We start from the raw sequence: 21,137 nt of genomic DNA, 5'->3' as shown, positions 1-21,137 counted from the left end.
CGATCGGCTCACCGGCCCACCGACCGCCCGAACCGGCGGACGGTGAGCCGGTCGGCCGGTGCACCCGCCAGCCCCGCGGTCCCGCACCGCCCGGCCGGAACCCACCCCCGCCGAACGCCCCGGCCGAACACCACGGCCGAACACCCCGGCCGAACGCCACGGGGGCGCCCCCGGCCGTGTGGCCCGGAGCGCCCCCGTGGGCCGTCCCGTCAGGAGTGGGTGCGCAGCAGCGTCCGCATCGTCCGCATGGCCACCGACAGGTTGGCCAGGTCGAACGTGTCGGAGCCCTGGATCTCCTCCAGCGTGGTGCGGGCGCGGCCCAGCAGTGCCGCGTTCCGCTGCTCCCAGATCTCGAACCGCCGGCTCGGCGTCGACGTGCCGTCGCCCACCGCCAGGACCTCCGCGGTCAGCGCCGCGTGCGCCGCGTACAGGTCCTCACGGATCGCGGCGCGGGCCATGGACTGCCAGCGGTCGGTGCGCGGCAGCTCGCTGATGCGGTCCATCAGCCGGGTGATGCGCAGCCGGTCGGCGAGGTCGTAGTACACCTCGGCGACGTCCAGCGGCTCCTTGCCCATCCGGTCGGCCACCGACACGATGTCGAGGGTCGGGAAGGCGGAGGAGAAGCCGGCCACCCGGGTGGCCAGTTCGTCGCCGACGCCGACGCCCGTCAGCTCGTCGTGGATCTTCTGGTACCACTCCGCGTCCGCGCCGCGCAGCAGCTTGGGCAGCTGCGACCAGACCTGCTCCACCCGCTCGGAGAAGAACGACACCGTCTCCCCGAGCTCCAGCGGCTGCGGCCGGTTGTTGAGCAGCCAGCGGGTGCCGCGCTCGACCAGCCGCCGCGAGTGCAGCCGGATGCGGGTCTGGACGTCGGCGTCGACCTTGTTGTCCAGCGCCTCGACGCCGTCCCACACCATCGCGGCGCGGAAGATCGCGCGGGCCGCGGTCTGGGCCCGGACGATCTCCTCCAGCGAGGCCCCCGTCTCCTCCCGCATCCGGTGCAGGTACGTCGTACCGCCGGTGTTGACCGTGTCGTTGACCAGGACGGTCGTGGTGATCTCGCGGCGCAGCGGGTGGCCGTCGATCCGGTCCAGGAACCGCTCGCGCAGCGCCGACGGGAAGTAGGCGTGCAGCAGCACCTTCAGGTACGGGTCGTCGGGCAGCGAGGTGTGCAGCAGCTCCTCGGCGACCGTGATCTTCGTGTACGCCAGCAGGACGGCCGTCTCGGGGCCGGTCAGACCCTGCCCGTTGGCGAGCCGCTCGCGGATCTGGCGGTCGGTGGGCAGGAACTCCAGGGCCCGGTCGAGGTGCCCCTCGCGCACCAGGTGCTTCAGGAAGCGCTGCTGCGCGTGGAGCATGTCCTTGGACTGGGCCAGGGCGTTGGCGATGGCGGTGTTCTGCGCGTAGTTGCTGCGCAGCACCATCCGGCCGACCTCGTCGGTCATCTCGGCGAGCAGCTTGTTGCGCTGCTTGACGGTCATGTCGCCGTCGGCGACCAGGCCGTTGAGCAGGATCTTGATGTTCACCTCGTGGTCGGAGGTGTCCACGCCCGCGCTGTTGTCGATGGCGTCGGTGTTGTTCTTGATCCCGTGCAGCGCGGCCTCGATGCGGCCGAGCTGGGTCATGCCCAGGTTGCCGCCCTCGCCGATCACCCGGACCCGCAGGTCCTTGCCGTCGACGCGGATGGCGTCGTTGCCCTTGTCGCCGACGTCCGCGTGGGACTCGGTGGACGCCTTGACGTAGGTGCCGATGCCGCCGTTCCACAGCAGGTCCACCGGGGCCTTGAGGACCGCCCGGATCAGCTCGGGCGGGGTCATCTTGGTGACGCCCTCGTCGATGCCGAGGACCTCGCGCATCTGCGGGCTGACCGGGACCGACTTGGCGGTGCGGGGGAAGATCCCGCCGCCGGGCGACATCAGCTCGGTGTTGTAGTCCGCCCAGGAGCTGCGGGGCAGCTCGAACAGGCGGCGCCGCTCGGCGTAGGAGACGGCCGCGTCCGGGTCGGGGTCGACGAAGACGTGCCGGTGGTCGAAGGCGGCGACCAGGCGGATGTGCTCGCTCAGCAGCATGCCGTTGCCGAACACGTCACCGGACATGTCGCCGATGCCGACGACCGTGAAGTCCTCGCTCTGGGTGTCCACGCCCAGCTCGCGGAAGTGCCGCTTGACGGACTCCCAGGCGCCGCGGGCGGTGATGCCCATGCCCTTGTGGTCGTAGCCGGCCGAGCCTCCGGAGGCGAAGGCGTCGCCGAGCCAGAAGTCGTACGACGCGGCGACCTCGTTGGCGATGTCGGAGAACCGGGCGGTGCCCTTGTCGGCCGCGACGACGAGGTAGGTGTCGTCCTCGTCGTGCCGCACGACGTCGGTGGGGGGGACGACCTCGCCGGCCACCATGTTGTCGGTGATGTCCAGCAGCGCCGAGATGAAGGTCTTGTAGGCGGCGACGCCCTCGGCCATCCAGGCGTCCCGGTCCACGCTGGGGTCCGGGAGCTGCTTGGCGACGAACCCGCCCTTGGCGCCGACCGGCACGATGACGGTGTTCTTCACCATCTGCGCCTTGACCAGGCCGAGGATCTCCGTGCGGAAGTCCTCCCGGCGGTCCGACCAGCGCAGACCGCCGCGGGCGACCTTGCCGTAGCGCAGGTGCACGCCCTCGACCCGCGGCGAGTACACCCAGATCTCGAACGCCGGGCGCGGGGCCGGCAGGTCGGGGATGGCGGTGGGGTCGAACTTCATGGCGACGTAGTCGTGCGGACGGCCGTCGCCGGCCTCCTGGAAGAAGTTCGTGCGCAGCGTCGCCTTGATGACGTTGAGGAAGGACCGCAGGATGCGGTCCTCGTCCAGCGAGGCCACCTGGTCGAGCGCGGCGTCGACCTCCTCCAGCAGGGCGTCCACCAGCTCGTGCCCGGCGCGCTGCCGGTCCGGCGACATCCGCGCCTCGAACAGGGACACGAGGAGCCGGGTGGTGTGGACGTTGTTGCGGAGGGTGTCCTCCATGTAGTCCTGGCTGAACGTGGAGTTGGCCTGGCGCAGGTACTTGGCGTAGGCGCGCAGGACCACGGCCTGGCGCCAGGTGAGGCCGGCGCTCAGCACGAGGGCGTTGAAGCCGTCGTTCTCCGCCTTGCCGGTCCAGGTGGCGGCGAACGCCTCCTGGAACCGCTCGCGGGCGTCGTCGCCGAGGTAGTCGGCTCCCCCGGCGGGCGACTTGGGCAGGCGCAGACCGAAGTCGTAGATCCAGGCGATGTCGCGGTCGTCGCAGCGCAGTTCGTAGGGCCGCTCGTCGACGACCTCGACGCCGAGCCGCTGCAGCACGGGCAGCACCGCGGACAGGGAGACGGCCTCGCCCTTGCGGTAGATCTTGAAGCGGCGCTCCTCGGGGGCGGCGCCCACCGGCTCGTACAGGCTCAGCTCGAAGTCGTTGTCCTCGTCGAGCTGTTCCAGGCGGGCCAGGTCGGCGACGGCGCTGCGCGGGGTGTGGTCGGCCTTGTAGCCCTCGGTGAAGGCGCCCGCGTAGCGGCGGAGCAGCTCCGCGGCGCGCTCCTCGCCGAACTCGGCGTTCAGCGCCTCGCCGAAGCCGTCGTGCCAGGAGCGGGCGGCCTCGACCAGCCGGCCCTCGATGCGCTCCTTGTCGCCGTCGGACAGGTGCTTCAGTTCGGTGCCCTGCGGCACGCGGACGACGAAGTGCAGCCGGGAGAGGATCGACTCGGTGTTCCAGGCGGTGAAGTCGACGCTGACGCCGCCGAGTTCCTCCTTGAGAATGTCGATGATCCGCAGGCGGACGCCCGTGGTGTAGCGGTCGCGCGGCAGGTAGACGAGGGCGGAGTAGTAGCGCCCGTACTCGTCCTGGCGCAGGTAGAGGCGCAGCCGCCGCCGCTCCTGGAGGTAGAGCACGGAGGTGACGATGGCCTGCAGTTCCCCGACCGGGGTCTGGAACAGCTCGTCGCGCGGGTAGGTCTCCAGGATCTGCAGCAGGTCGCGTCCGTCGTGGCTGTGCGGCGAGAACCCGGCGCGCTCCAGGACCTCCTCGACCTTGCGGCGGATCACCGGCACCCGGCGGACGGACTCGGTGTAGGCGGCGGAGGAGAACAGGCCCAGGAAGCGCCGCTCCCCGACGACGTTGCCGTCCGCGTCGAACTTCTTGACGCCGATGTAGTCCAGGTACGACGGCCGGTGCACGGTGGCCCGGCTGTTGGCCTTGGTCAGCACCAGCAGCTTGTGCTCGCGCGCCTTGGCGCGGGCGTCCGCGGGCAGCCGCTCGAAGGACGGGCTGACCGGGTGGCCCTCGGCGGTGGCGTGGGCGGGGTCGGAGCGCAGGATGCCGAGCCCGGTGCCCGGGATGGCGCCGAGGGAGTCGTCGTCGCGCAGTTCGTACTCGCGGTAGCCGAGGAAGGTGAAGTGGTCGTCGGCCAGCCACCGCAGCAGCTCGCGGGCCTCGTCGACCTGCTGTTCGGCCACGTCCTTCGGCAGGGGCTCGTCGGGCAGCGCACCGGCGAGCCGGGTCGCCGCCTCGCGCATCTTGCCCCAGTCCTCGACGGCCTCGCGGACGTCGGAGAGCACGCGCAGCAGGTCGGCGGTGATCTGCTTGAGGTCGCCGCGGTCGGTCTCGCGGTCGATCTCGACGTGGATCCACGACTCGACGTGGGCGTCGTGCGGGAGGTCCCCGGCCGGCCGGACCGGGAGCGCCTCGATCAGCTTGCCGGTGACGTCCCGCCGCACCACCACCTGCGGGTGGATGACGACGTGGATGCCGCGGCCCTGGCGGGTCAGCTCGTTGGTGACGGAGTCGACGAGGAAGGGCATGTCGTCGGTGACGACCTCGACGACGGAGTGGCTGCACGTCCAGCCGTTCTCCTCGACCGTCGGGGTGTGCACCCGGACGTTGGCCGTGCCCTGCGGGCGGTTCTCGGCCAGCCGGTGGTGCGAGACAGCGGCTCCGAAGACGTCGACCGGGTCGCGGTCGGTGAGGTCCTCCGGGGCGGTGTGCAGGTAGTAGCGCTGGAGGAACGCGAGCACGGCTTCCCGGTCGGGCGTGCTCTGCTCCGTCGTCCCAGTCGGTAGTTTCCCCCCGGCCGGGCTGTTCTCAGCTACCCGGGCGGCCCTCTCGAGCAGCTCGGCCTTGGCTTCGTCCAGCTTGGTCTGCATTGTCCTCTGACTCCTGTCGCGCGCCGTTGCGTGACGTAGAAGGAAATACGGTGCCCGCGCTCGCGGTGTTCGACTGGTACGGCGCGGGATGTCCGGTCCGTACCGACGCTATGCCGCGAGATGGGTGGAGCGGGGGCTTCTCGGCCAATGTCGGCGCATCCGGCCGGTGTGACGCCGCTGAGGGCGTCCTCGGTGGGACGATCCGCGTCCCGGGTGCCCTCCGGGCCCCGTCCCGCTCGTGGGGATCGGCGACCGCCACCCGGTCACGGTTGTGGTCCGTGCTCACCGGGCGAACAGCGGGGACGGCCATGTCCCCGCGACGTATCGCGCTGATCACGCCACCAAGGCTATCGCTCTCCACAGGGGGCCCGTCATGAGCCGTATGTGTACAAAACCGGGGGTGGAAGTTTGACGTTTCGCACAGTGTGCCCGGGCACGGGGATCAGGCATCGCGGGCGGGCGCTGGGGCGGGGCGTCGGGCATCGCGGGCGGGCGCGGGGGCGGGGGTCGGGCATCGGGGATCGGGGATCAGGGCGAGGGCGGGACCGGGCCGCGCGGGCCGGGGCGGGCGCCTGTCGCTGCGGGGCGGGCCCCCGGGGGACGCTGCGGCCGGCACGGTCCCGGCGGGGACCGGCGGGCGGGACCGAGGCGGGCGGTTGTCGCTGCGGGGCCGGTCCCTGGGGGGCGCTGCGGCCGGCACGGTCCGGGCGGGCCCGCCGCGGGCGGGGCCGGGGCGGGCGGTTCGTCCGCACGGACGGCGGGAGACCGGCGGGCGGGGAGTGGCTCCTCGCCCTGGGGCGGGCTGCGGGCGCCGCGGCCGACACACCGCGCGTGCGGCGGGCGGGCCGTGTGCCGGACGGCGGCCGTTCCGGTCGTCGGACCGGGCCGCCCGGGCGTCAGGCGGCCAGGCGCTCCGCCTCGGCCACCGCCTCCGCCAGCGTGTCGACGACCGGCACCCCGACGGACTCCAGGCTGGCCCGGCTGTGCGAGCCCCCGGTGTAGAGGACGGCCCGCGCACCCACGTGCCGGGCGGCCAGCGCGTCGTCGGCGGCGTCCCCGATCACCACCGTGCGCTCCGGGACGATGTCCGTCAGCGCGTCGAGGTGCCGCACCATGTGCTCCGCCTTGCTGCCCCCGGAGGGCCCCGTCCGCCCGTCGACGCGCAGGAAGTGCGGCTCGATGCCGAAACCGCGGACCAGCGGCACCAGCTCCTCGTGCCCGTACATGCTGAGGATCGACTGGCTGCGCCCCGACGACGTCCAGCCCGCCAGCAGCTCCGCCACGCCGTCGGCGAGACCGCACGCCACCCGGTGCTCGGTGTAGTACCGGTGGAAGATCGTGTCCATCCGCTCCCACTCGGTCTCGGTCGGCAGCCGCCCCAGGAGCCGTTCGTAGAACTTCGGCACCGGTACGCAGTACAGCTCCCGGTACCGCTCCAGCGTCAGCGGCTCCAGGCCGAGTTCCGCGAAGGCGGCGTTGGTCGCCCCGATCACGGCGTCGACGTCGTGGAACAGCGTGCCGTTCCAGTCCCAGACGATGTGCGCGTCCCTGTGCGTCCCCATGCAGGAAAAATACCCGGCACCACCGACATCCGGCACGGAGCGCCCGTCCCGGGGCGTTCCCGGAGCCCGCCGGGGCCCGCCGGGAACCGCCGGGGCCCGCCGGGAACCGCCGGGAACCGCACACGGTCCGCTGAGGGTCCGCCTACGGGCGGCGCCCGCGGTCTCAGTCCCGCCGGTCCGCCCGGTCCGCCCGGTCCGCCCGGTCCGCGGCGTCCGCCCGGTCCACCAGGGCCGGGATCTCCTGCGTGGCGAACCAGAGCAGTTCGTGGTCCTCGGCGCCGTCCACCGTGAAGCGGGCGTCGTCGTCCCCCGCGTCGGCGGCGGGCAGCGCCTCCGCGGCGGCCGTCACGTCCGCCTCGGCGTCCTCCGCGTCCACGTGCACCGCCGCCGCCTTGGCCAGGGGCACCGGTCCGGCGACGCGCACCTCCCCGAGGGCGGCGGGGTCCAGGCCCCGGCCCGGGTCCACGGACGCCGACCGGTCGGGGACGTCCACCGCGACGACGACCCGGCGGCGCGGTGCGGCGGGGTCGCCCGCCAGCAGCCGCAGGGAGGCGTGCGCGGCACGGTTCAGCGCGGCGTACTCCAGCTCCTCGATGTCGTCGGAGAGGTACCACTCGCGCAGGGCCGGGGTGACGGCGTGGGCGACCAGCGGACCGTCGCCCAGCTGCCCCGCCGCGTGGGCCTCGGCGAGACCGGAAAGGGTCAGGGGGACGTAGACGCGCATGTCGGGCGTTTTCCTGTCTCGAAGCGTTGCCCGGAGCGGGCGGGTCCGGGGTGGGTGCGTGGTGCGGGGGCAGGCCGGCGAAGCCGTCCGGCAGGGCCTTCAGGATACGTGCGGGTGTCCCCCATCGAGTCCCTCCCCCGGCGTCACCGGTCGTCCACTTCCGTCCAGCGCTTCACCCGGTGGTCCCGCCCGGACACGGGCCCGGCGGCCGTCCGGTCACCCGGATAAGTGAATTCCGCCCGGCCCGGAACGCGCCCCGCGTCGTGTTGCCGCCGCCGCCCCGCGCCCCGTACAAGATCCCCAGCCAGGAAGTTACCGCCCGGTACCGCACCGATCCCCGAGCCGGGGCGGCCGCCGGGCCCGTCGAAACGGGGTCCCGTGAACAAGGTCATGACCAGGACGCAGCAGCGCGCCGGCTCCCGTCCTCCGCAGCGCCGCGACCCGCGCCGCCCGCACGGCACCACTCCGCCCCGCCCCCCCTCCGGAGGCCCCGCGCGCACCACGTCCCCCGGCGGCGGGCGGCCCTCCGCCACCGCACCCCCCACCCGGCCGGCGGACAACCGCCCCGCCACCGCCACGGCCGTCCGCCCCGGCGCCCCGGCCCCCGCCCGGGTTCCGGCCGCGCCGCCGTCCGACGCCCGGGCGGCCTCCGTACGGGCCGCCCGGGTCCTCGCCGGAGCGCCGGCCGCCGGGCCCCGGCCGGGGCGGGGCGGCGATGCGGGGCCCGGCGGACACACGGCCGGCGGGTACGGCGCCGGAAGCGCGGGGGCGGCGGCCCCGGCCGTGCCCGCCGCCCTGCCGAGGGTGCCCGCCCAGGTCCCGCGCAGGCCGCCGGCCGCCGTCCCGCAGCCCCGCCCCACCGACCGGTTCGCCGAGCTGCTGCTCGCCGTCCTCAGCGGGCAGCGCCCCGTCCACGCGATGCTGCGGCACACCGCCGGACGCGCCTACGACGACCTGGCCCGGCTCGCCGAGGACGGCCCTCTCCTCGCCTTCGGGCACCGCCCGGTGGTCCGGGACATCGGCTACGAAGTGACCTTCGAGGGGGCCCTGGAGGTGTTCGCCCGGATCGGCGCCGGCGACCGGCTGCGCGCCATGGCCTTCCGCCTGGAACGGGGCCGGGACCTGCGCTGGCGCTGCACCGCGGTGGAACTCGACGGCCCTCGCCGGCGCCGTTCCGGCCACGACGGCCCCTGAATCCCGCCGCACGGCCGGACGCTGTTCCCGGGGGCCCGGGGCCCGCACCCGCCGTTCCGCGCCCCCAGCGGCCGGCCGGCGTCACCGTTCACGGGTCACGGGCAGCACCGGCTGGCCCTCCGCACCCCGGCCGGCCCTCCCCACCCCGGTCGCCCCTCGGTGCCCGCCGGCACCCCCGCACGCCGAAGGGCCGGGCACCCCAGGAGCAGGATCCCCTGGAGTGCCCGGCCCTCGACCGGTCAGGTCACCGCGGCCCGCCGCCGAGGCGGGTGCCGGCGGTCACTTCTTGCGGCGGCGTCCGCCCCGCGCCTGCTTGCGGCGCTCGGCGCGGGTGAGGCCGTCGGCCTCGGAGCGCACCGGCTCGTCCTCGGCGAACTCGCCCTCGACCGTGCCGCCCTCGCCGTCCACGGTGGGCGCCGAGAAGTGCAGGTTGCGCCGCTGCGGGGCGTCGAGGCCCTTGGCACGGATCTCGGGGCGGGCGGCCCCGGCCTGCGCCGGCACGGCGTCCTGGGCGGCGGCCTGCGGGGCGTCCTCGACCGGGACCTCCTCGACCTGCTGCTCGACCTGGACCTCCAGGTTGAACAGGTAGCCGACGGACTCCTCCTTGATGCCGTCCATCATGGCCTGGAACATGTCGAAGCCCTCGCGCTGGTACTCGACCAGCGGGTCCTTCTGCGCCATGGCCCGCAGGCCGATGCCCTCCTGGAGGTAGTCCATCTCGTAGAGGTGCTCGCGCCACTTGCGGTCCAGGACCGACAGCACGACCCGGCGCTCCAGCTCACGCATGATCTCGGAGCCGAGCTGCGCCTCGCGCTCCTCGTACTGGCGCCGAATGTCCTCCTTGACGGAGTCGGCGATGAACTCGGCGGTCAGCCCGGCCCGGTCGCCGGCCTCCTCCTCCAGCTCCTCGACGGTGACCTTCACCGGGTAGAGCTGCTTGAAGGCGCCCCACAGCCGGTCCAGGTCCCAGTCCTCGGGGAAGCCCTCGGCGGTCTCCGCCTGGACGTAGGCGTCGATGGTGTCGTCCATGAAGTGGTGGATCTGCTCCTGCAGGTCCTCGCCCTCCAGGACGCGGCGCCGCTCGCCGTAGATGACCTCGCGCTGGCGGTTGAGGACCTCGTCGTACTTCAGGACGTTCTTGCGGGTCTCGAAGTTCTGCGTCTCGACCTGCGACTGGGCGGAGGCGATGGCCCGCGTGACCATCTTGTTCTCGATCGGCACGTCGTCCGGCACGTTCGCCATGGACATCACGCGCTCGACCATCTGGGCCTTGAACAGCCGCATCAGGTCGTCGCCCAGCGACAGGTAGAAGCGGGACTCGCCCGGGTCGCCCTGACGGCCGGAACGACCGCGCAGCTGGTTGTCGATGCGCCGCGACTCGTGCCGCTCGGTGCCCAGGACGTAGAGGCCGCCGATCCGCTCGACCTCCTCCTTCTCCGCCTTGACCGCCTGCTCGGCCCGCTCCAGCGCCTCGGGGAGGGCCTGCGCCCACTCCTCGATGTGCTGCTCCGGGTCGAGGCCGCGCTGGCGCAGCTCCGCCTCGGCGAGGTCCTCGGGGTTGCCGCCCAGCTTGATGTCCGTACCGCGGCCGGCCATGTTGGTGGCGACCGTGACGCTGCCCTTGCGGCCCGCCTGGGCGACGATCGACGCCTCCCGCTCGTGGTGCTTGGCGTTGAGCACCTCGTGCTGGATGCCGCGCTTGCTGAGCTGCTGGGAGAGGTACTCGGACTTCTCCACGGAGGTGGTGCCGACGAGGATCGGCTGCCCCTTGCGGTGCTTCTCCTCGATGTCGTCGACGACCGCCTCGAACTTGGCGACCTCGGTGCGGTAGATCAGGTCGGACTGGTCCTTGCGGACCATCGGCCGGTTGGTCGGGATGGGCACCACGCCGAGCTTGTAGATCTGGTGGAACTCGGCGGCCTCGGTCATCGCCGTACCGGTCATGCCGGACAGGCCCGGGATCTCCTTGCCGTCGTGGTCCCGGCGCTTGTAGAGGCGGAAGAAGTTCTGCAGCGTGATCGTGGCGAGCGTCTGGTTCTCGTCCTTGATCGGCACGCCTTCCTTGGCCTCGATGGCCTGGTGCATGCCCTCGTTGTAGCGGCGGCCGGCGAGGATACGTCCGGTGTGCTCGTCGACGATCATGACCTCGTCGTCGATGATGACGTAGTCCTTGTCGCGCTTGAAGAGCTCCTTGGCCTTGATGGCGTTGTTCAGGTAGCCCACCAGCGGGGTGTTCACCGACTCGTAGAGGTTGTCGATGCCCAGCCAGTCCTCGACCTTGGCGACACCGGACTCGTGGATCGCGACGGTGCGCTTCTTCTCGTCGACCTCGTAGTCGCCGGTCTCCTCGATGCCCTTGAGCGGGTTGCCGGGCTCGCCGCGCTTGAGGCGCTTCACCAGCTTGGCGAAGTCGCCGTACCACTTGGTGGCCTGGTCGGCCGGGCCGGAGATGATCAGCGGCGTACGGGCCTCGTCGATGAGGATGGAGTCCACCTCGTCGACGATGGCGAAGTTGTGGCCGCGCTGGACGAGTTCGTCCTTGGACCACGCCATGTTGTCGCGCAGGTAGTCGAAGCCGAACTCGTTGTTCGTGCCGTAGGTGATGTCGCAGCCGTACTGCTCGCGGCGCTGGGCCGGCGTCATGTTGGCCAGGATGCAGCCGACGCTCAGGCCCAGGAACTTGTGGACGCGGCCCATCATCTCGGAGTCGCGCTCGGCCAGGTAGTCGTTGACCGTGATGATGTGGACGCCCTTGCCGGCCAGCGCGTTCAGGTACGCGGGCAGGGTGCCGACGAGGGTCTTGCCCTCACCGGTCTTCATCTCGGCGACGTACCCCATGTGCAGGGCGGCGCCGCCCATGATCTGCACGTCGTAGTGCCGCTGGCCGAGGACGCGCTTGGCGGCCTCGCGCACGGTGGCGTAGGCCTCGGGGAGCAGGTCGTCCAGGCTCTCACCGTCCGCGTACCGCTGCTTGTACTCGTCGGTGAGGGCCCGCAGCTCGGCGTCGGAGAGGTCGACGAAGTCCTCTTCGATGGAGTTGACCTGGTCCGCGATGCGGTGCAGCTTGCGCAGGATCTTGCCTTCGCCTGCACGCATGATCTTCGAGAGGACGGACACGGGGGTTGGTCTCCTTGCCGGTCGGGCCTGGGACGGTCGGTTTCGTTCCACTGACGGGGCAACGGCCATCGTATGCGAGGACCCCACCACGCCGGGAGGCCTGCCGGGGCGGTGACCGTCGGCTGCTTCACATCTGTTGCACGACTGCTCCACAGAGGACAACGGGCGGGCCCCGCCGATGGTGCCGCATCGACCCGGCGAATTTGTGCGAAGGGTGATCGGCGCCTCACCCACGGCGCAGCCGATGGCGCCGCACGGGTCCCGCGCGCAGAATCGGCCGATGGACCCCGTCACCCTCACCACCGACCGTCTCGTCCTGCGCACCGTGGGCCCCGAGGACACCGACGCCGTGTACGCGGCCTGCCAGGACCCCGAGATCCAGCGCTGGACCACGATCCCCTCGCCCTACCTGCCCGAGCACGCGCGGGGCTTCACGGAGCAGATGGCCCCGGAGGGCTGGGCGAACGGTTCGATGTTCACCTTCGGCGTCTTCCTGCCGTCCGGGGAGCTGACCGGCATGCTCAGCATCACGATGCGGTCCCTGGGCGTCGGCGAGATCGGCTTCTGGGGCGCCAAGGAGCACCGCGGCAGGGGCCACATCACCGAGGCCGCCGTCGCGGCGTGCCGCTGGGCCTTCACCCGGCTGTCCGTCGACCGCGTGGAGTGGCGTGCCGAGGTGGGCAACCGGGCCTCCCGCGCGGTGGCCGAACGCGCGGGCTTCGTGGTGGAGGGCACGCTCCGCTCGGGGCTGAACAACAAGGGCGTGCTGCGGGACTGCTGGGTGGGATCGCTGCTCCCCTCCGACCTGGGCCTGCCGTCGTCCGCGCCGTATCTCCCGGCCTCCGGGTGAGGCCCGCGCGGGCGGGCGTTGTCGGTGGCGCGGTCTATCGTGCGGACGTATGACGACGACCCTCCCGCGTCCCACCACGGAACTGTCGGCGGACGAGGCCCGCCGCATCGCCCTGCGGGCCCAGGGCTTCCTCGGCGCGCCCGACCGCCGCTCGGGGGTGCGCGGGGTGCTCCGCCACCTGGGCGCCGTGCAGCTCGACACGATCTCCGTCCTCGCCCGCTCGCACGAGCTCATCGCCTACGCCCGGCTGGGCGCCGTGGGCCGCGCGGCCGTCGAGGAGGCGTACTGGAGGAGAGGACAGCAGCAGCCGCCGCACTCCTTCGAGTACTGGTCGCACGCCGCGTGCATCCTGCCGATCGAGGAGTGGCCGCACTTCGCCTTCCGCCGCCGCGCCTACCGCAACCGCCCGCACTGGCACCACGACCTGCCCGACGGCGCCTACGACCGGGTCGTCGAGCAGCTCCGCGCGCAGGGCCCGCTCACGGCGACGGAACTGGGCGGCGCCAAGCGCACCAGCGAGTGGTGGGACTGGTCCGGCGCCAAGGTCGCCGTCGAACGCGCCCTGATGTACGGGGAGGTGGTGTGCGTGGAACGGCGCGGCTGGAAGCGGGTGTACGACCTGGCCGAGCGCGCGGTGCCCGCCGCGCTGCTGCACGACGCACTGGACGACACCGAGTGCCTGCGCCGTCTGGTGGGCCTGGCGGGCCGCGCCCTGGGGGTGGGGACCCGTGCGGACATCGCCGACTACCACCGCCTCAAGGGCGAGCAGGTGGACGCGGTGATCGCCGACTCGGGTCTGGTGCCGGTGACCGTCGAGGGCTGGGCCAAGCCGGCCTGGGCGGATCCTGAGGCGCTGGCGGCCCCGCCGCGCGGGCGGCACCGCACGACGCTGCTGTCGCCGTTCGACTCCCTGGTGTGGGAACGGGCGCGCACGGAGCGGATCTTCGGCTTCACCCACCGGCTGGAGGCGTACGTCCCCCGGCCGAAGCGGGTGCACGGCTACTTCGCGATGCCGCTGCTGTCGGGAGGCCGGCTCGTGGGCCGGGTGGACCCGGCGCGCGAGGGGCGCACGCTGGTCGCGCGGCAGGTGTCGCTGGACGGGCCCGCCGCGGTCCCGGCGCTCGCGCGGGCGCTGGTGGAGGCGGCCGGCTGGGTGGGCTGCACGGACGTCCGGGTCGAGCGCCTGGACCCCGAGGAGCTGCGGGGCCCGCTGGCGGCGGAACTCGCCCGCGCCCTCGGCTGACCCGCTGCCGCGACGCGAGCGGTTCCGGCGACGCGAGCGGTTCCGGCGACGCGGGCGGTCGTGGCGCGGGCGGTGGCGGGCGCGGGCGGTGGTGGTGGCCTCAGCCGACGTGATCGCTCTCGCCGCCGCTTCCGCCGTCCGGTCAGCGGATTTCGAGGATCTTCTCCCGCATCGCGTAGACCACGGCCTCCATCCTGGAGTGCAGTTGCAGCTTCTCCAGGATGTTGCGGACGTGGTTCTTCACGGTGTTCTCGGAGATGAACAGTTCCTTGGCGATGTCCCGGTTGTTCATTCCGGTGGCGACGAGTTTCAGGACTTCCAGCTCACGGTCCGTCAGGCGGGGTGCGGGAACGAGTCGGCGTTCGTCGGTGCGCTGGATCATCGACTTGAACTCGGTCAGGAGTTTCGACGCCATGGACGGACTGATCTGGGACTGTCCGTCGGCGACCGCGCGGATGGCGGTGGCCACCTCGTCGGTGGAGATCTCCTTGAGCAGGTAACCGGTCGCGCCCGCCTTGATGGCGTCGTAGAGGTCGGCTTCCTCGTCGCTGATCGTCAGCATGATGATTTTGGCGCTCGGGGCGACCTCCTTGATGGAGGTGCACGCCTCGATTCCGCCCCGCTTGGGCATCCGCACGTCCATCAGGATGATGTCGGGCAGCAGGTCGGCGGCCTTCTCCACGGCTTCGGCGCCGTCCCCCGCCTCGCCCACGACCTGGATGTCCTCCTCGGCGGCGAGGACGATCTCCAGGCCACGGCGGAACAGCGCGTGGTCGTCCACCACCAGGACTCTGATCGGTTCCTTGCGGGGTGAGCCCGCAGCCGGGCCCATGCCGACGGCGCCGTCGTCGGCGCCCTCGTCACGCATCGGTCCAAAGCTGTCCGCCATCGTTCCTCCCCCTGAAGGCTGTGGCCTGTGGTTCTGAGCCATCGCCAACGCAAGGCAACGACCCACCGGTTGGGCCGCTGCCGCCATGATTCCATGCCGGACGCCACAGGGGTGACAGCGCGCGGCGCCCCTGGGGGGCGCACACCGGTGCCCCTGGGGGCGCACACGCGCACCAGGGGCACCGGCCCGGCTGTCACCCGGCGGTCATGAACCGCCGAGCGTCCCGCCCGCCTCGGGAGAGTGTGTCTGCGTGACCATGGTGTCGGTCTGAAGGTGGATCACGCCGTAGTCGTAGGCGTGGCGCCGGTAGACGACGCTGGGTTCCTTGGTCTCGGAGTCGACGAAGAGATAGAAGTCGTGCCCCACCAGTTCCATCTCGTACAGGGCCTGGTCGAGCGTCATGGGAGCGGCCACGTGCGTCTTCTCGCGGACGACGAGGGGGCCGTCCCCCTGTACTTCCAGCGAGCCGATCTTCTTGGTCGGGACGGCGTCGGACTCCTCCTGGGGGGCCTGTGCGCCGGTCCCGTTCAGTGTCGCCACTCCCGGGACGTGGTCGGGGACCTCGGCGGCCGAGATCCTGCGTGCGCCACGTCGCGAGAAGCGCTTGTCGTGCTGCTTGCGCAGCCGGGCGTCCAGCTTCTCCGCCGCGAGGTCGAGCGCCGCGTAGGGGTCGCTCGCCGCGGCTTCCGCCCGGATCACCGGACCGCGGGTGCGCAGGGTGATCTCCACCCGGTCGCAGCGGTCGGCCTGTCGGGGGTTGGGCTCCTTGGACACCTCGACGTCCAGGCTGATCACCTTGCCGTCGAGCTTCTGGATCTTCTCCAGCTTCAGCTTCTCGGCCACGTGCTTCCGGAACCGCTCGGGCACCTCTGTCTTGCGGCCCTTGACGACGATGTCCACGCAGAACTCCGTTCCCGGATCACTCCGCCTCGGTGCGGAGCGTCTCCCTTTTGCACCCGGTTCCGGTAACCCCCGGAACCTCGGACTCGGTGACTTCCACCTCCTCCCCCGCGGGCGAGATCCCCATTCCACCGGCGTGGGTGACAACGGGAAACCCACGCCTCGGCATTCGGATTCGTCAGGTGTGGCCTGCGGCTTTCCCTCACAACCGAACATATCTCGCCCGGACGGATGTCGTCACCCTCTACCGCGGCGTACCTCCGTTCAGGTGAATTCAGCCTCTCATTACCTGCAACGACGCAAGTTTCCTGTCAGTTCCGGTTTATTTCGAAGGAAGCCGGCGATGCCGCGACCACCGCCGCTGCCACCGCATCCGTGCCGATTCCCGTGTTCCCGTCGGCGTTCCCTCCGGCGCGGCTCCCGCCCGCCGTTGCCGCCGTGTGCGCCGGACGTCCCGTCGGACGTCCCGTCGGACGTCCCGTTCTCCCTCGTCGCGGTCGGTTCGGTCGTTGCCCTCTCCCTTCCCCTGTCTCACCCGTGTACACGAGCGCGAGCGCCGGATTGCTCGATCCGTACCCCGCTCCGGCCGCCGTATCCGGCCATCCGGCCCGCCGATGGTCCCCACCGGGACGGCCGGACCGTGCCGGTGGTCCCGTCCCGTCCCCCGCCGGCCCCGCCGCGGTCCGCGTCGCGGCGCGCACCGCACGCGCGGCCTCCGCCAGGGAGGCTCCCGTGGTCATCACGTCGTCGACGAGCACCACCCGCCCTTCACCGAGCAGCCGCCCCGCGCCGGGAGCGACCGCGAACGCACCGGCCACGTTGGCCAGCCGCTGCCGGGGGCCCAGCTCCGACTGGTCGGCCACGGCCCGCCGTTGCCGCAGCGCGGGAAGCACCTGGGCGGGTACCCCCGCGCGCCGCAGCTCACCCGCGGCGGCGAACGCGATCCGCCGGGCGGGGTCGTGGCCGCGGGCCCGCACCGCCCGCCGCGCCGACGGCACCGGCACGAGCAGCACACCGCTGCCGCCGGCCCCGGCTGCCCGCTCCCGTCCCTGCCCCTGCCGCTGCCCCTGCCGCTGCCGCTGCCCCCCGGACGCGGTCAGCGCCGCCCGCACCGCGCCCGCCAGGGCCTCGCCCAGCGGCGCGGCCAGGGCGAGGGCGCCGCGTTCCTTGTGCGCGAGCAGCGCCGCGCGCACCTCGTCGCCGTACCGGGCGGCCGCGTGCACCTCGGGCAGGCCGAGCGGCTCCGGCCGGGGCCGCACCCGGCGCGGCCCGGTCCGCTCCAGCGCCGCGCGGCACCGCGGGCACAGCACCGCGCGCGGTCTGCCGCACCCGCCGCACTCGGGCGGGAGCACCAGGTCGGTGAGGTCCAGCCACCAGGCGCGCATGAGGCCACTGTGCCCCCGCCCGCGGTGCCCGGCCAGCCCTGTGGACAACGCCCGGGCAGAACCGGGCGGGCTCCGGCAGGCCGGAACCACTCACCCGGGATAGACCGGCGCCGTCCCCTTCGTGATCTTCTGCCACTGGCCCGCCGACGGCAGCCGGACGATGCCGTCCACCGAATACGCCACCAGCGGCACCCGGTCGTCCGGGGAGGCGGTGACCGCCTTGACACCGGTCAGCGCCGCGGGCTGCGTCACGTCGGGCGTGGAGCCGTCGACCTCGACGTACCGCATCTGCTCCACGCCGCCCTGCTCGCGGCCGACCACGACGAGCCGGCTGTCCCCGGTCCACGACATGGCGGTGACCTGCTCCAGCTCGGGGGCCGCGGAGCGCAGTTCGAGCACCGTGACCGCGGAGCGTTCCGCCGTCCCGCCGTCGGGCCTGCTGCGCTCGATCCGCCCGATCAGCAGGGACCGCCGGTCGCCCTTCTCGACGACGAGGGCGATCCGCACCCCGTCGGCGGCGACCCGGACCGACCGGATCCGGCCGTCCAGCCCCGGCGTGCGCACCTCCAGCGGCTCGCCCGCGCCCTCCTCCAGGAACAGCAGCCGGGGCGCCGCCGGATCGCGGTCCGCGATCCACAGTCCGCCGCGGGCGTCCCAGCTGGGCGCCGTCAGCCGGTCGGTCTCGGTCTTGCCGGCGCTGCGCAGCACCGGCTCGCCGAGGGACCCGCCCGAGACCAGGGACCCCACGTACAGCGCCCTGCCGTCGACGGTGACCCCGGCGCCGGTGTGCTCGTCCCAGGCCACGCCCACCGAGCGCAGCTGGTTCTCCCCCTCGCCCAGCGCTCCGGGCACCGGCTCGGGTTCGGTGTCCTCGGCGCCGGCGGCGATCCGCACCGCCCGCTGCTCCTCGTCGAGGAAGTACAGGTACTCGGGGCTGTGCAGGGAACCGCGGGTGGCCACCGCCTCGGCGCTCTCCTGGGCCAGGGAGCAGAGCTCCTTGCCGCCGGAGCGCAGCTCGACCTCGTCCACCGCGGGCGTGGAGCTGCGCACCGTGAACAGCAACTGGGCCGCCATCTCCTCGCAGCGGCCGGTGCCCACCGCCGCGGCCCTGTCGTTCAGCGGCACGACCAGGCGGCCGCGGTCGTCCGGGGTCAGCGGGCCGGCGCCCTTCGCGAGCGCCGTGCCGGTGGGGAAGCTGGAGCGCACGACCGGGTCGAGCCAGGTCGTGGGACCGGTCAGGAGCGAACGCACCATCTGGGTCGTGGGGTCCACGTGGCTGCGCACGTAGACGGGGTCGGCGACGGCCATCGGCGGCTCGTCGCGGGACGTGCCCCCGGTGTTCGAGGCGAAGTAGAACTTGTTGACGGACATGTAGTTGCGCTCGAAGTCCGACTGCCCCATGACGACGCCCTGCGGCACGGCGTCGATCCGCCACTGCCGGGTCTCGGGGTCACGTATGAGGCGCAGGAGCTCGGAGTACTCCCCCGAGGACGGGGTGAACGCCTGCTGCGCGTCCACGGTGGCGACCTCGCGGCCGGTCAGGGTGAAGGCGACCTCCTGGTCGTCGTCCCGGACCGGGGTGCGGGCGGAGGCGTTGGGCCCGTCGGCCAGCACGGTGGTGGACCGTTCCGGCTGCCAGGTCTTCGCGGCCCGGGGCGTCAGGTACATCCGGGCGGTCTTGTACTGCGGGTCGTCACTGGTGAGGGCTTCGAGGAAGCCCTGCACCAGCTGGGTCGGGGTCGCGTCGTCGCTCGGCGGCATGGCGAACACCCGGACCTGGGCGTCCCGGCGCGGCGTGGACTCCACGCCCCGCAGGTCGCCGCTGTCCGGCATCGACGCGCACCCGGCCAGCAGGACGGCGCCGCCGGCGGTGAACACCGTCACCCGCCCCCGCGTCCACCGGCCGCGCCGCACGCGCTCACCGCCGCCCACGCGAAGCCTCCTCGTCCCCGGTCCTGTCCCTGGTCGTGCCGGTCCCGTCTGCGTCGCCGCTCCCGTCACCGGGGCGCGGGCCCGCGTCCCGGGCCGGGTCGCGGGCGCCGTCGTCGCCGGTGTCCCGCGGGTCCGCGCCCGGCTCCCACACCGGGCCGCGCGGCTCTGCGGCGCCGTGCTCGGGTCCGGGCGGGGCGGCCGACGGGGTGTCCGGCGCGTCCTCCGTCCGGCGGGGGGCCGCCGCGGGCCGGGCCACCACGCGCGCGCCGTTGCCGGGCAGCGCCGTGGGGTCGGCGGTGGGCGGCCCGGCGGGCGTGCGCGGGGCGAGCGGGTCCCGGGACGCGGGGGCCTGCCCGGCCGTGCCGGGCTGGTGGGCGGGCACCGTGGCCCGCTTCTCGTCGTCGCCCCGGGGCAGGCCGGCGTCGTCCAGGCCCCGGTTGCGCCGCGAGTCCTTGGGTTCCAGCGCGATCGGGGAGCCCCGCAAGGGCTCGTCGGCCGTCCTCGGCAGCGTGAGCCGGAACTGCGACCCGCCGCCGGGCTCGCCCCACGCCTGGAGCCAGCCGCCGTGCAGCCGGGCGTCCTCCAGGGCGATGGACAGCCCCAGGCCGGTGCCTCCGGTGGTGCGGGCGCGCGCCGGGTCGGCCCGCCAGAAGCGGCTGAAGACGCGCGTCGCCTCCCCCGGCTTGAGCCCGACACCGTAGTCGCGCACGGCCACCGCGACCGCGCCGCCGGCGGCCGCCAGCCGCACCACGACGTCCTTGCCCTCGCCGTGCTCCACCGCGTTGACGACGAGGTTGCGCAGCACGCGTTCCACGCGCCGCGCGTCCGCCTCGGCGACGACGGGCTGCTGGTCGCCGAGGACCCGGATGCGGGTGCCCTTGCGCTCGGCGAGCGGCTCGGCCCCGCCGACCACGCTGCGGACGACGTCGCGCAGGTCGATCGGCTCCGCCTCCAGCGCCGCCGCGCCCGCGTCGAAGCGGCTGATCTCCAGGAGGTCCGCGAGCAGCGACTCGAAGCGGTCCAGCTGGTCGGCGAGCAGCTCGGCCGACCGCGCGGTCACCGGGTCGAAGTCCTCCCGGGCCTCGTGGATGACGTCGGCGGCCATCCGCACCGTGGTCAACGGCGTCCGCAGCTCGTGCGAGACGTCGGAGACGAACCGGCGCTGCATGCGCGAGAGGTCCTCCAGCTGGTTGATCTTCAGCTGGAGGTTCTGGGCCATCTTGTTGAACGCCTCGCCGAGCCGGGCGATGTCGTCCTCGCCGGTGACCTTCATGCGTTCCTGCAGGCGCCCCGCGGAGAGCCGTTCGGCGATCCCGGCCGCCATCCGCACCGGGGTGACCACCTGCCGCACCACCAGCCAGGCGATGGCGCCGAGCAGCACGACGACGAACAGCCCGGCGGTCGCCAGGGTGGTCTTGACCAGGCTCAGCGACTTCTCCTCCTGCGTCAGCGGGAAGAGGTAGTACAGCTGGTACGGGTCGCCGTTGGGGTCGTTGACCTGCTTGCCGATGACCAGTCCGGGCTGGGACGGCTCACCGTTGAAGTAGACGATCCGGGTGTAGCTCTGGGACGCGGCGGTGCTGCCGTCGAGCCGCTCCCGCAGGGCCGCCGGGACGCTCTGCGCCGGGTCGACGTGCCCGGAGGCGCGGGGACCGCGCCCGCTGCCGCTCTCGGTGCCGGCGGGCAGGGTGACCACGTCGAAGGCGCCCTGGCCGCCGCTGGAGAGGGATTCCACGAGATCGCTCATCCACTGGATGACGCTGGTCGAGGAACGCGTCCCGTCGACCGCGCCGGCGTCGTCGATGACGCTGGCCGCCTCGTCGGACTTCTGCTTGGCCACGGCGAAACCGCCGGTGGCCTGGCTCTGCGAGGCCCTCACCTTGGCGTCGAGCAGGCCGTTGCGCACCTGTCCGATCACCACGAAGCCCAGCAGCAGCACCACGCCCATCGACATCAGCAGCGTGGTGGCGACGACCTTCAGCTGGATGTTGCGGCGCCACAGCCGCATGACGGGCAGCAGCGGCCTGCGCACCCAGCGCACGAACAGCCGGATGACCGGGCTGCCCTGGACCCCGCCCCGCAGCAGCCCGCCCTCCAGCAGGCGGCCCCAGCGGGAGCCCGTCGTACTGTCCCGGCCGACAGGCCGCCCCGGACGGCCCCCGGAGCGGCCGGACGCCGAAGCGGCGCTGTCACCGGACAT

12 protein-coding genes are annotated in these 21,137 nt (G+C 73.1%); 3 read left to right on the top strand and 9 right to left on the bottom strand.

The genetic code is table 11. The annotated features are described in order from the left end of the window. Positions 1-209 precede the first annotated feature (209 nt). The 3 genes from ACSU53_RS19070 to ACSU53_RS19060 form a co-directional block, all read right to left on the bottom strand. Positions 210-5,141 carry an NAD-glutamate dehydrogenase gene (locus tag ACSU53_RS19070; protein WP_437029322.1) on the bottom strand — a complete coding sequence of 1,644 codons (4,932 nt, stop codon included), beginning with the start codon at positions 5,139-5,141 and terminating at the stop codon, positions 210-212. Positions 5,142-6,037: 896 nt separating this feature from the next. Next, on the bottom strand, positions 6,038-6,703 hold the full coding sequence (locus ACSU53_RS19065) for an HAD family hydrolase (RefSeq protein WP_437029320.1): 666 nt from the start codon (positions 6,701-6,703) through the stop codon (positions 6,038-6,040). A gap of 163 nt (positions 6,704-6,866) precedes the next feature. After that, entirely contained in the window at positions 6,867-7,427 is a 561-nt protein-coding gene (locus ACSU53_RS19060) for a DUF6912 family protein (protein WP_437029318.1), read from the bottom strand. Positions 7,428-7,817: 390 nt separating this feature from the next. On the opposite strand from ACSU53_RS19060, the gene ACSU53_RS19055 reads away from it, so the two are divergent. Beyond that, positions 7,818-8,621 (top strand): Rv3235 family protein, encoded by an 804-nt coding sequence (locus tag ACSU53_RS19055; RefSeq protein WP_437029316.1) that lies wholly within the window; start codon positions 7,818-7,820, stop codon positions 8,619-8,621. Positions 8,622-8,900: 279 nt separating this feature from the next. Here ACSU53_RS19055 and secA read toward each other — a convergent pair whose 3' ends face one another. Continuing rightward, positions 8,901-11,738, bottom strand: a complete 2,838-nt coding sequence (gene secA, locus ACSU53_RS19050; protein ID WP_437029314.1) for a preprotein translocase subunit SecA — start codon at positions 11,736-11,738, stop codon at positions 8,901-8,903. A gap of 280 nt (positions 11,739-12,018) precedes the next feature. Here secA and ACSU53_RS19045 point away from each other — a divergent pair, with 280 nt between their 5' ends. Together ACSU53_RS19045 and ACSU53_RS19040 are read left to right on the top strand one after the other, a co-directional pair. After that, positions 12,019-12,588 carry a GNAT family N-acetyltransferase gene (locus tag ACSU53_RS19045; protein WP_437029312.1) on the top strand — a complete coding sequence of 190 codons (570 nt, stop codon included), beginning with the start codon at positions 12,019-12,021 and terminating at the stop codon, positions 12,586-12,588. A 49-nt stretch (positions 12,589-12,637) separates the two neighbouring features. Further along, positions 12,638-13,831 carry a winged helix-turn-helix domain-containing protein gene (locus ACSU53_RS19040; RefSeq protein WP_437029310.1) on the top strand — a complete coding sequence of 398 codons (1,194 nt, stop codon included), beginning with the start codon at positions 12,638-12,640 and terminating at the stop codon, positions 13,829-13,831. Positions 13,832-13,973: 142 nt separating this feature from the next. On the opposite strand, the gene ACSU53_RS19035 is transcribed toward ACSU53_RS19040, so the two are convergent. From ACSU53_RS19035 to mtrB, 5 genes are all read right to left on the bottom strand, one after another. After that, entirely contained in the window at positions 13,974-14,720 is a 747-nt protein-coding gene (locus ACSU53_RS19035; protein WP_437029308.1) for a response regulator, read from the bottom strand. A 204-nt stretch (positions 14,721-14,924) separates the two neighbouring features. Continuing rightward, complete coding sequence (gene hpf / locus ACSU53_RS19030; protein ID WP_437029306.1) at positions 14,925-15,620, bottom strand: ribosome hibernation-promoting factor, HPF/YfiA family; 696 nt, start codon at positions 15,618-15,620, stop codon at positions 14,925-14,927. A gap of 311 nt (positions 15,621-15,931) precedes the next feature. Further along, entirely contained in the window at positions 15,932-17,005 is a 1,074-nt protein-coding gene (locus tag ACSU53_RS19025; RefSeq protein ID WP_437029304.1) for a ComF family protein, read from the bottom strand. Between the two features lie 90 nt (positions 17,006-17,095). Beyond that, positions 17,096-18,838, bottom strand: a complete 1,743-nt coding sequence (locus ACSU53_RS19020; protein WP_437033282.1) for an LpqB family beta-propeller domain-containing protein — start codon at positions 18,836-18,838, stop codon at positions 17,096-17,098. Between the two features lie 85 nt (positions 18,839-18,923). Continuing rightward, positions 18,924-21,137, bottom strand: a complete 2,214-nt coding sequence (mtrB, locus tag ACSU53_RS19015; protein WP_437029302.1) for an MtrAB system histidine kinase MtrB — start codon at positions 21,135-21,137, stop codon at positions 18,924-18,926.

Origin of the sequence: Streptomyces sp. enrichment culture (assembly GCF_964273255.1) — a bacterium.
Lineage (GTDB): Bacteria > Actinomycetota > Actinomycetes > Streptomycetales > Streptomycetaceae > Streptomyces.
The sequence above is the reverse complement of the archived record's forward strand: the minus strand, read 5'-3'. Positions and strand labels throughout refer to the sequence as shown.

What these genes read in the sequence shown, in the direction of transcription:
- ACSU53_RS19060 (WP_437029318.1), bottom strand. Translation starts at nt 7,427, where the DNA reads ATGCGCGTCTACGTCCCCCTGACCCTTTCCGGTCTCGCCGAGGCCCAC.
- ACSU53_RS19065 (WP_437029320.1), bottom strand. Translation starts at nt 6,703, where the DNA reads ATGGGGACGCACAGGGACGCGCACATCGTCTGGGACTGGAACGGCACG.
- ACSU53_RS19045 (WP_437029312.1), top strand. Translation starts at nt 12,019, where the DNA reads ATGGACCCCGTCACCCTCACCACCGACCGTCTCGTCCTGCGCACCGTG.
- ACSU53_RS19025 (WP_437029304.1), bottom strand. Translation starts at nt 17,005, where the DNA reads ATGCGCGCCTGGTGGCTGGACCTCACCGACCTGGTGCTCCCGCCCGAG.
- mtrB (WP_437029302.1), bottom strand. Translation starts at nt 21,137, where the DNA reads ATGTCCGGTGACAGCGCCGCTTCGGCGTCCGGCCGCTCCGGGGGCCGT.
- ACSU53_RS19040 (WP_437029310.1), top strand. Translation starts at nt 12,638, where the DNA reads ATGACGACGACCCTCCCGCGTCCCACCACGGAACTGTCGGCGGACGAG.
- ACSU53_RS19035 (WP_437029308.1), bottom strand. Translation starts at nt 14,720, where the DNA reads ATGGCGGACAGCTTTGGACCGATGCGTGACGAGGGCGCCGACGACGGC.
- ACSU53_RS19020 (WP_437033282.1), bottom strand. Translation starts at nt 18,838, where the DNA reads ATGCCGGACAGCGGCGACCTGCGGGGCGTGGAGTCCACGCCGCGCCGG.
- ACSU53_RS19070 (WP_437029322.1), bottom strand. Translation starts at nt 5,141, where the DNA reads ATGCAGACCAAGCTGGACGAAGCCAAGGCCGAGCTGCTCGAGAGGGCC.
- ACSU53_RS19055 (WP_437029316.1), top strand. Translation starts at nt 7,818, where the DNA reads ATGACCAGGACGCAGCAGCGCGCCGGCTCCCGTCCTCCGCAGCGCCGC.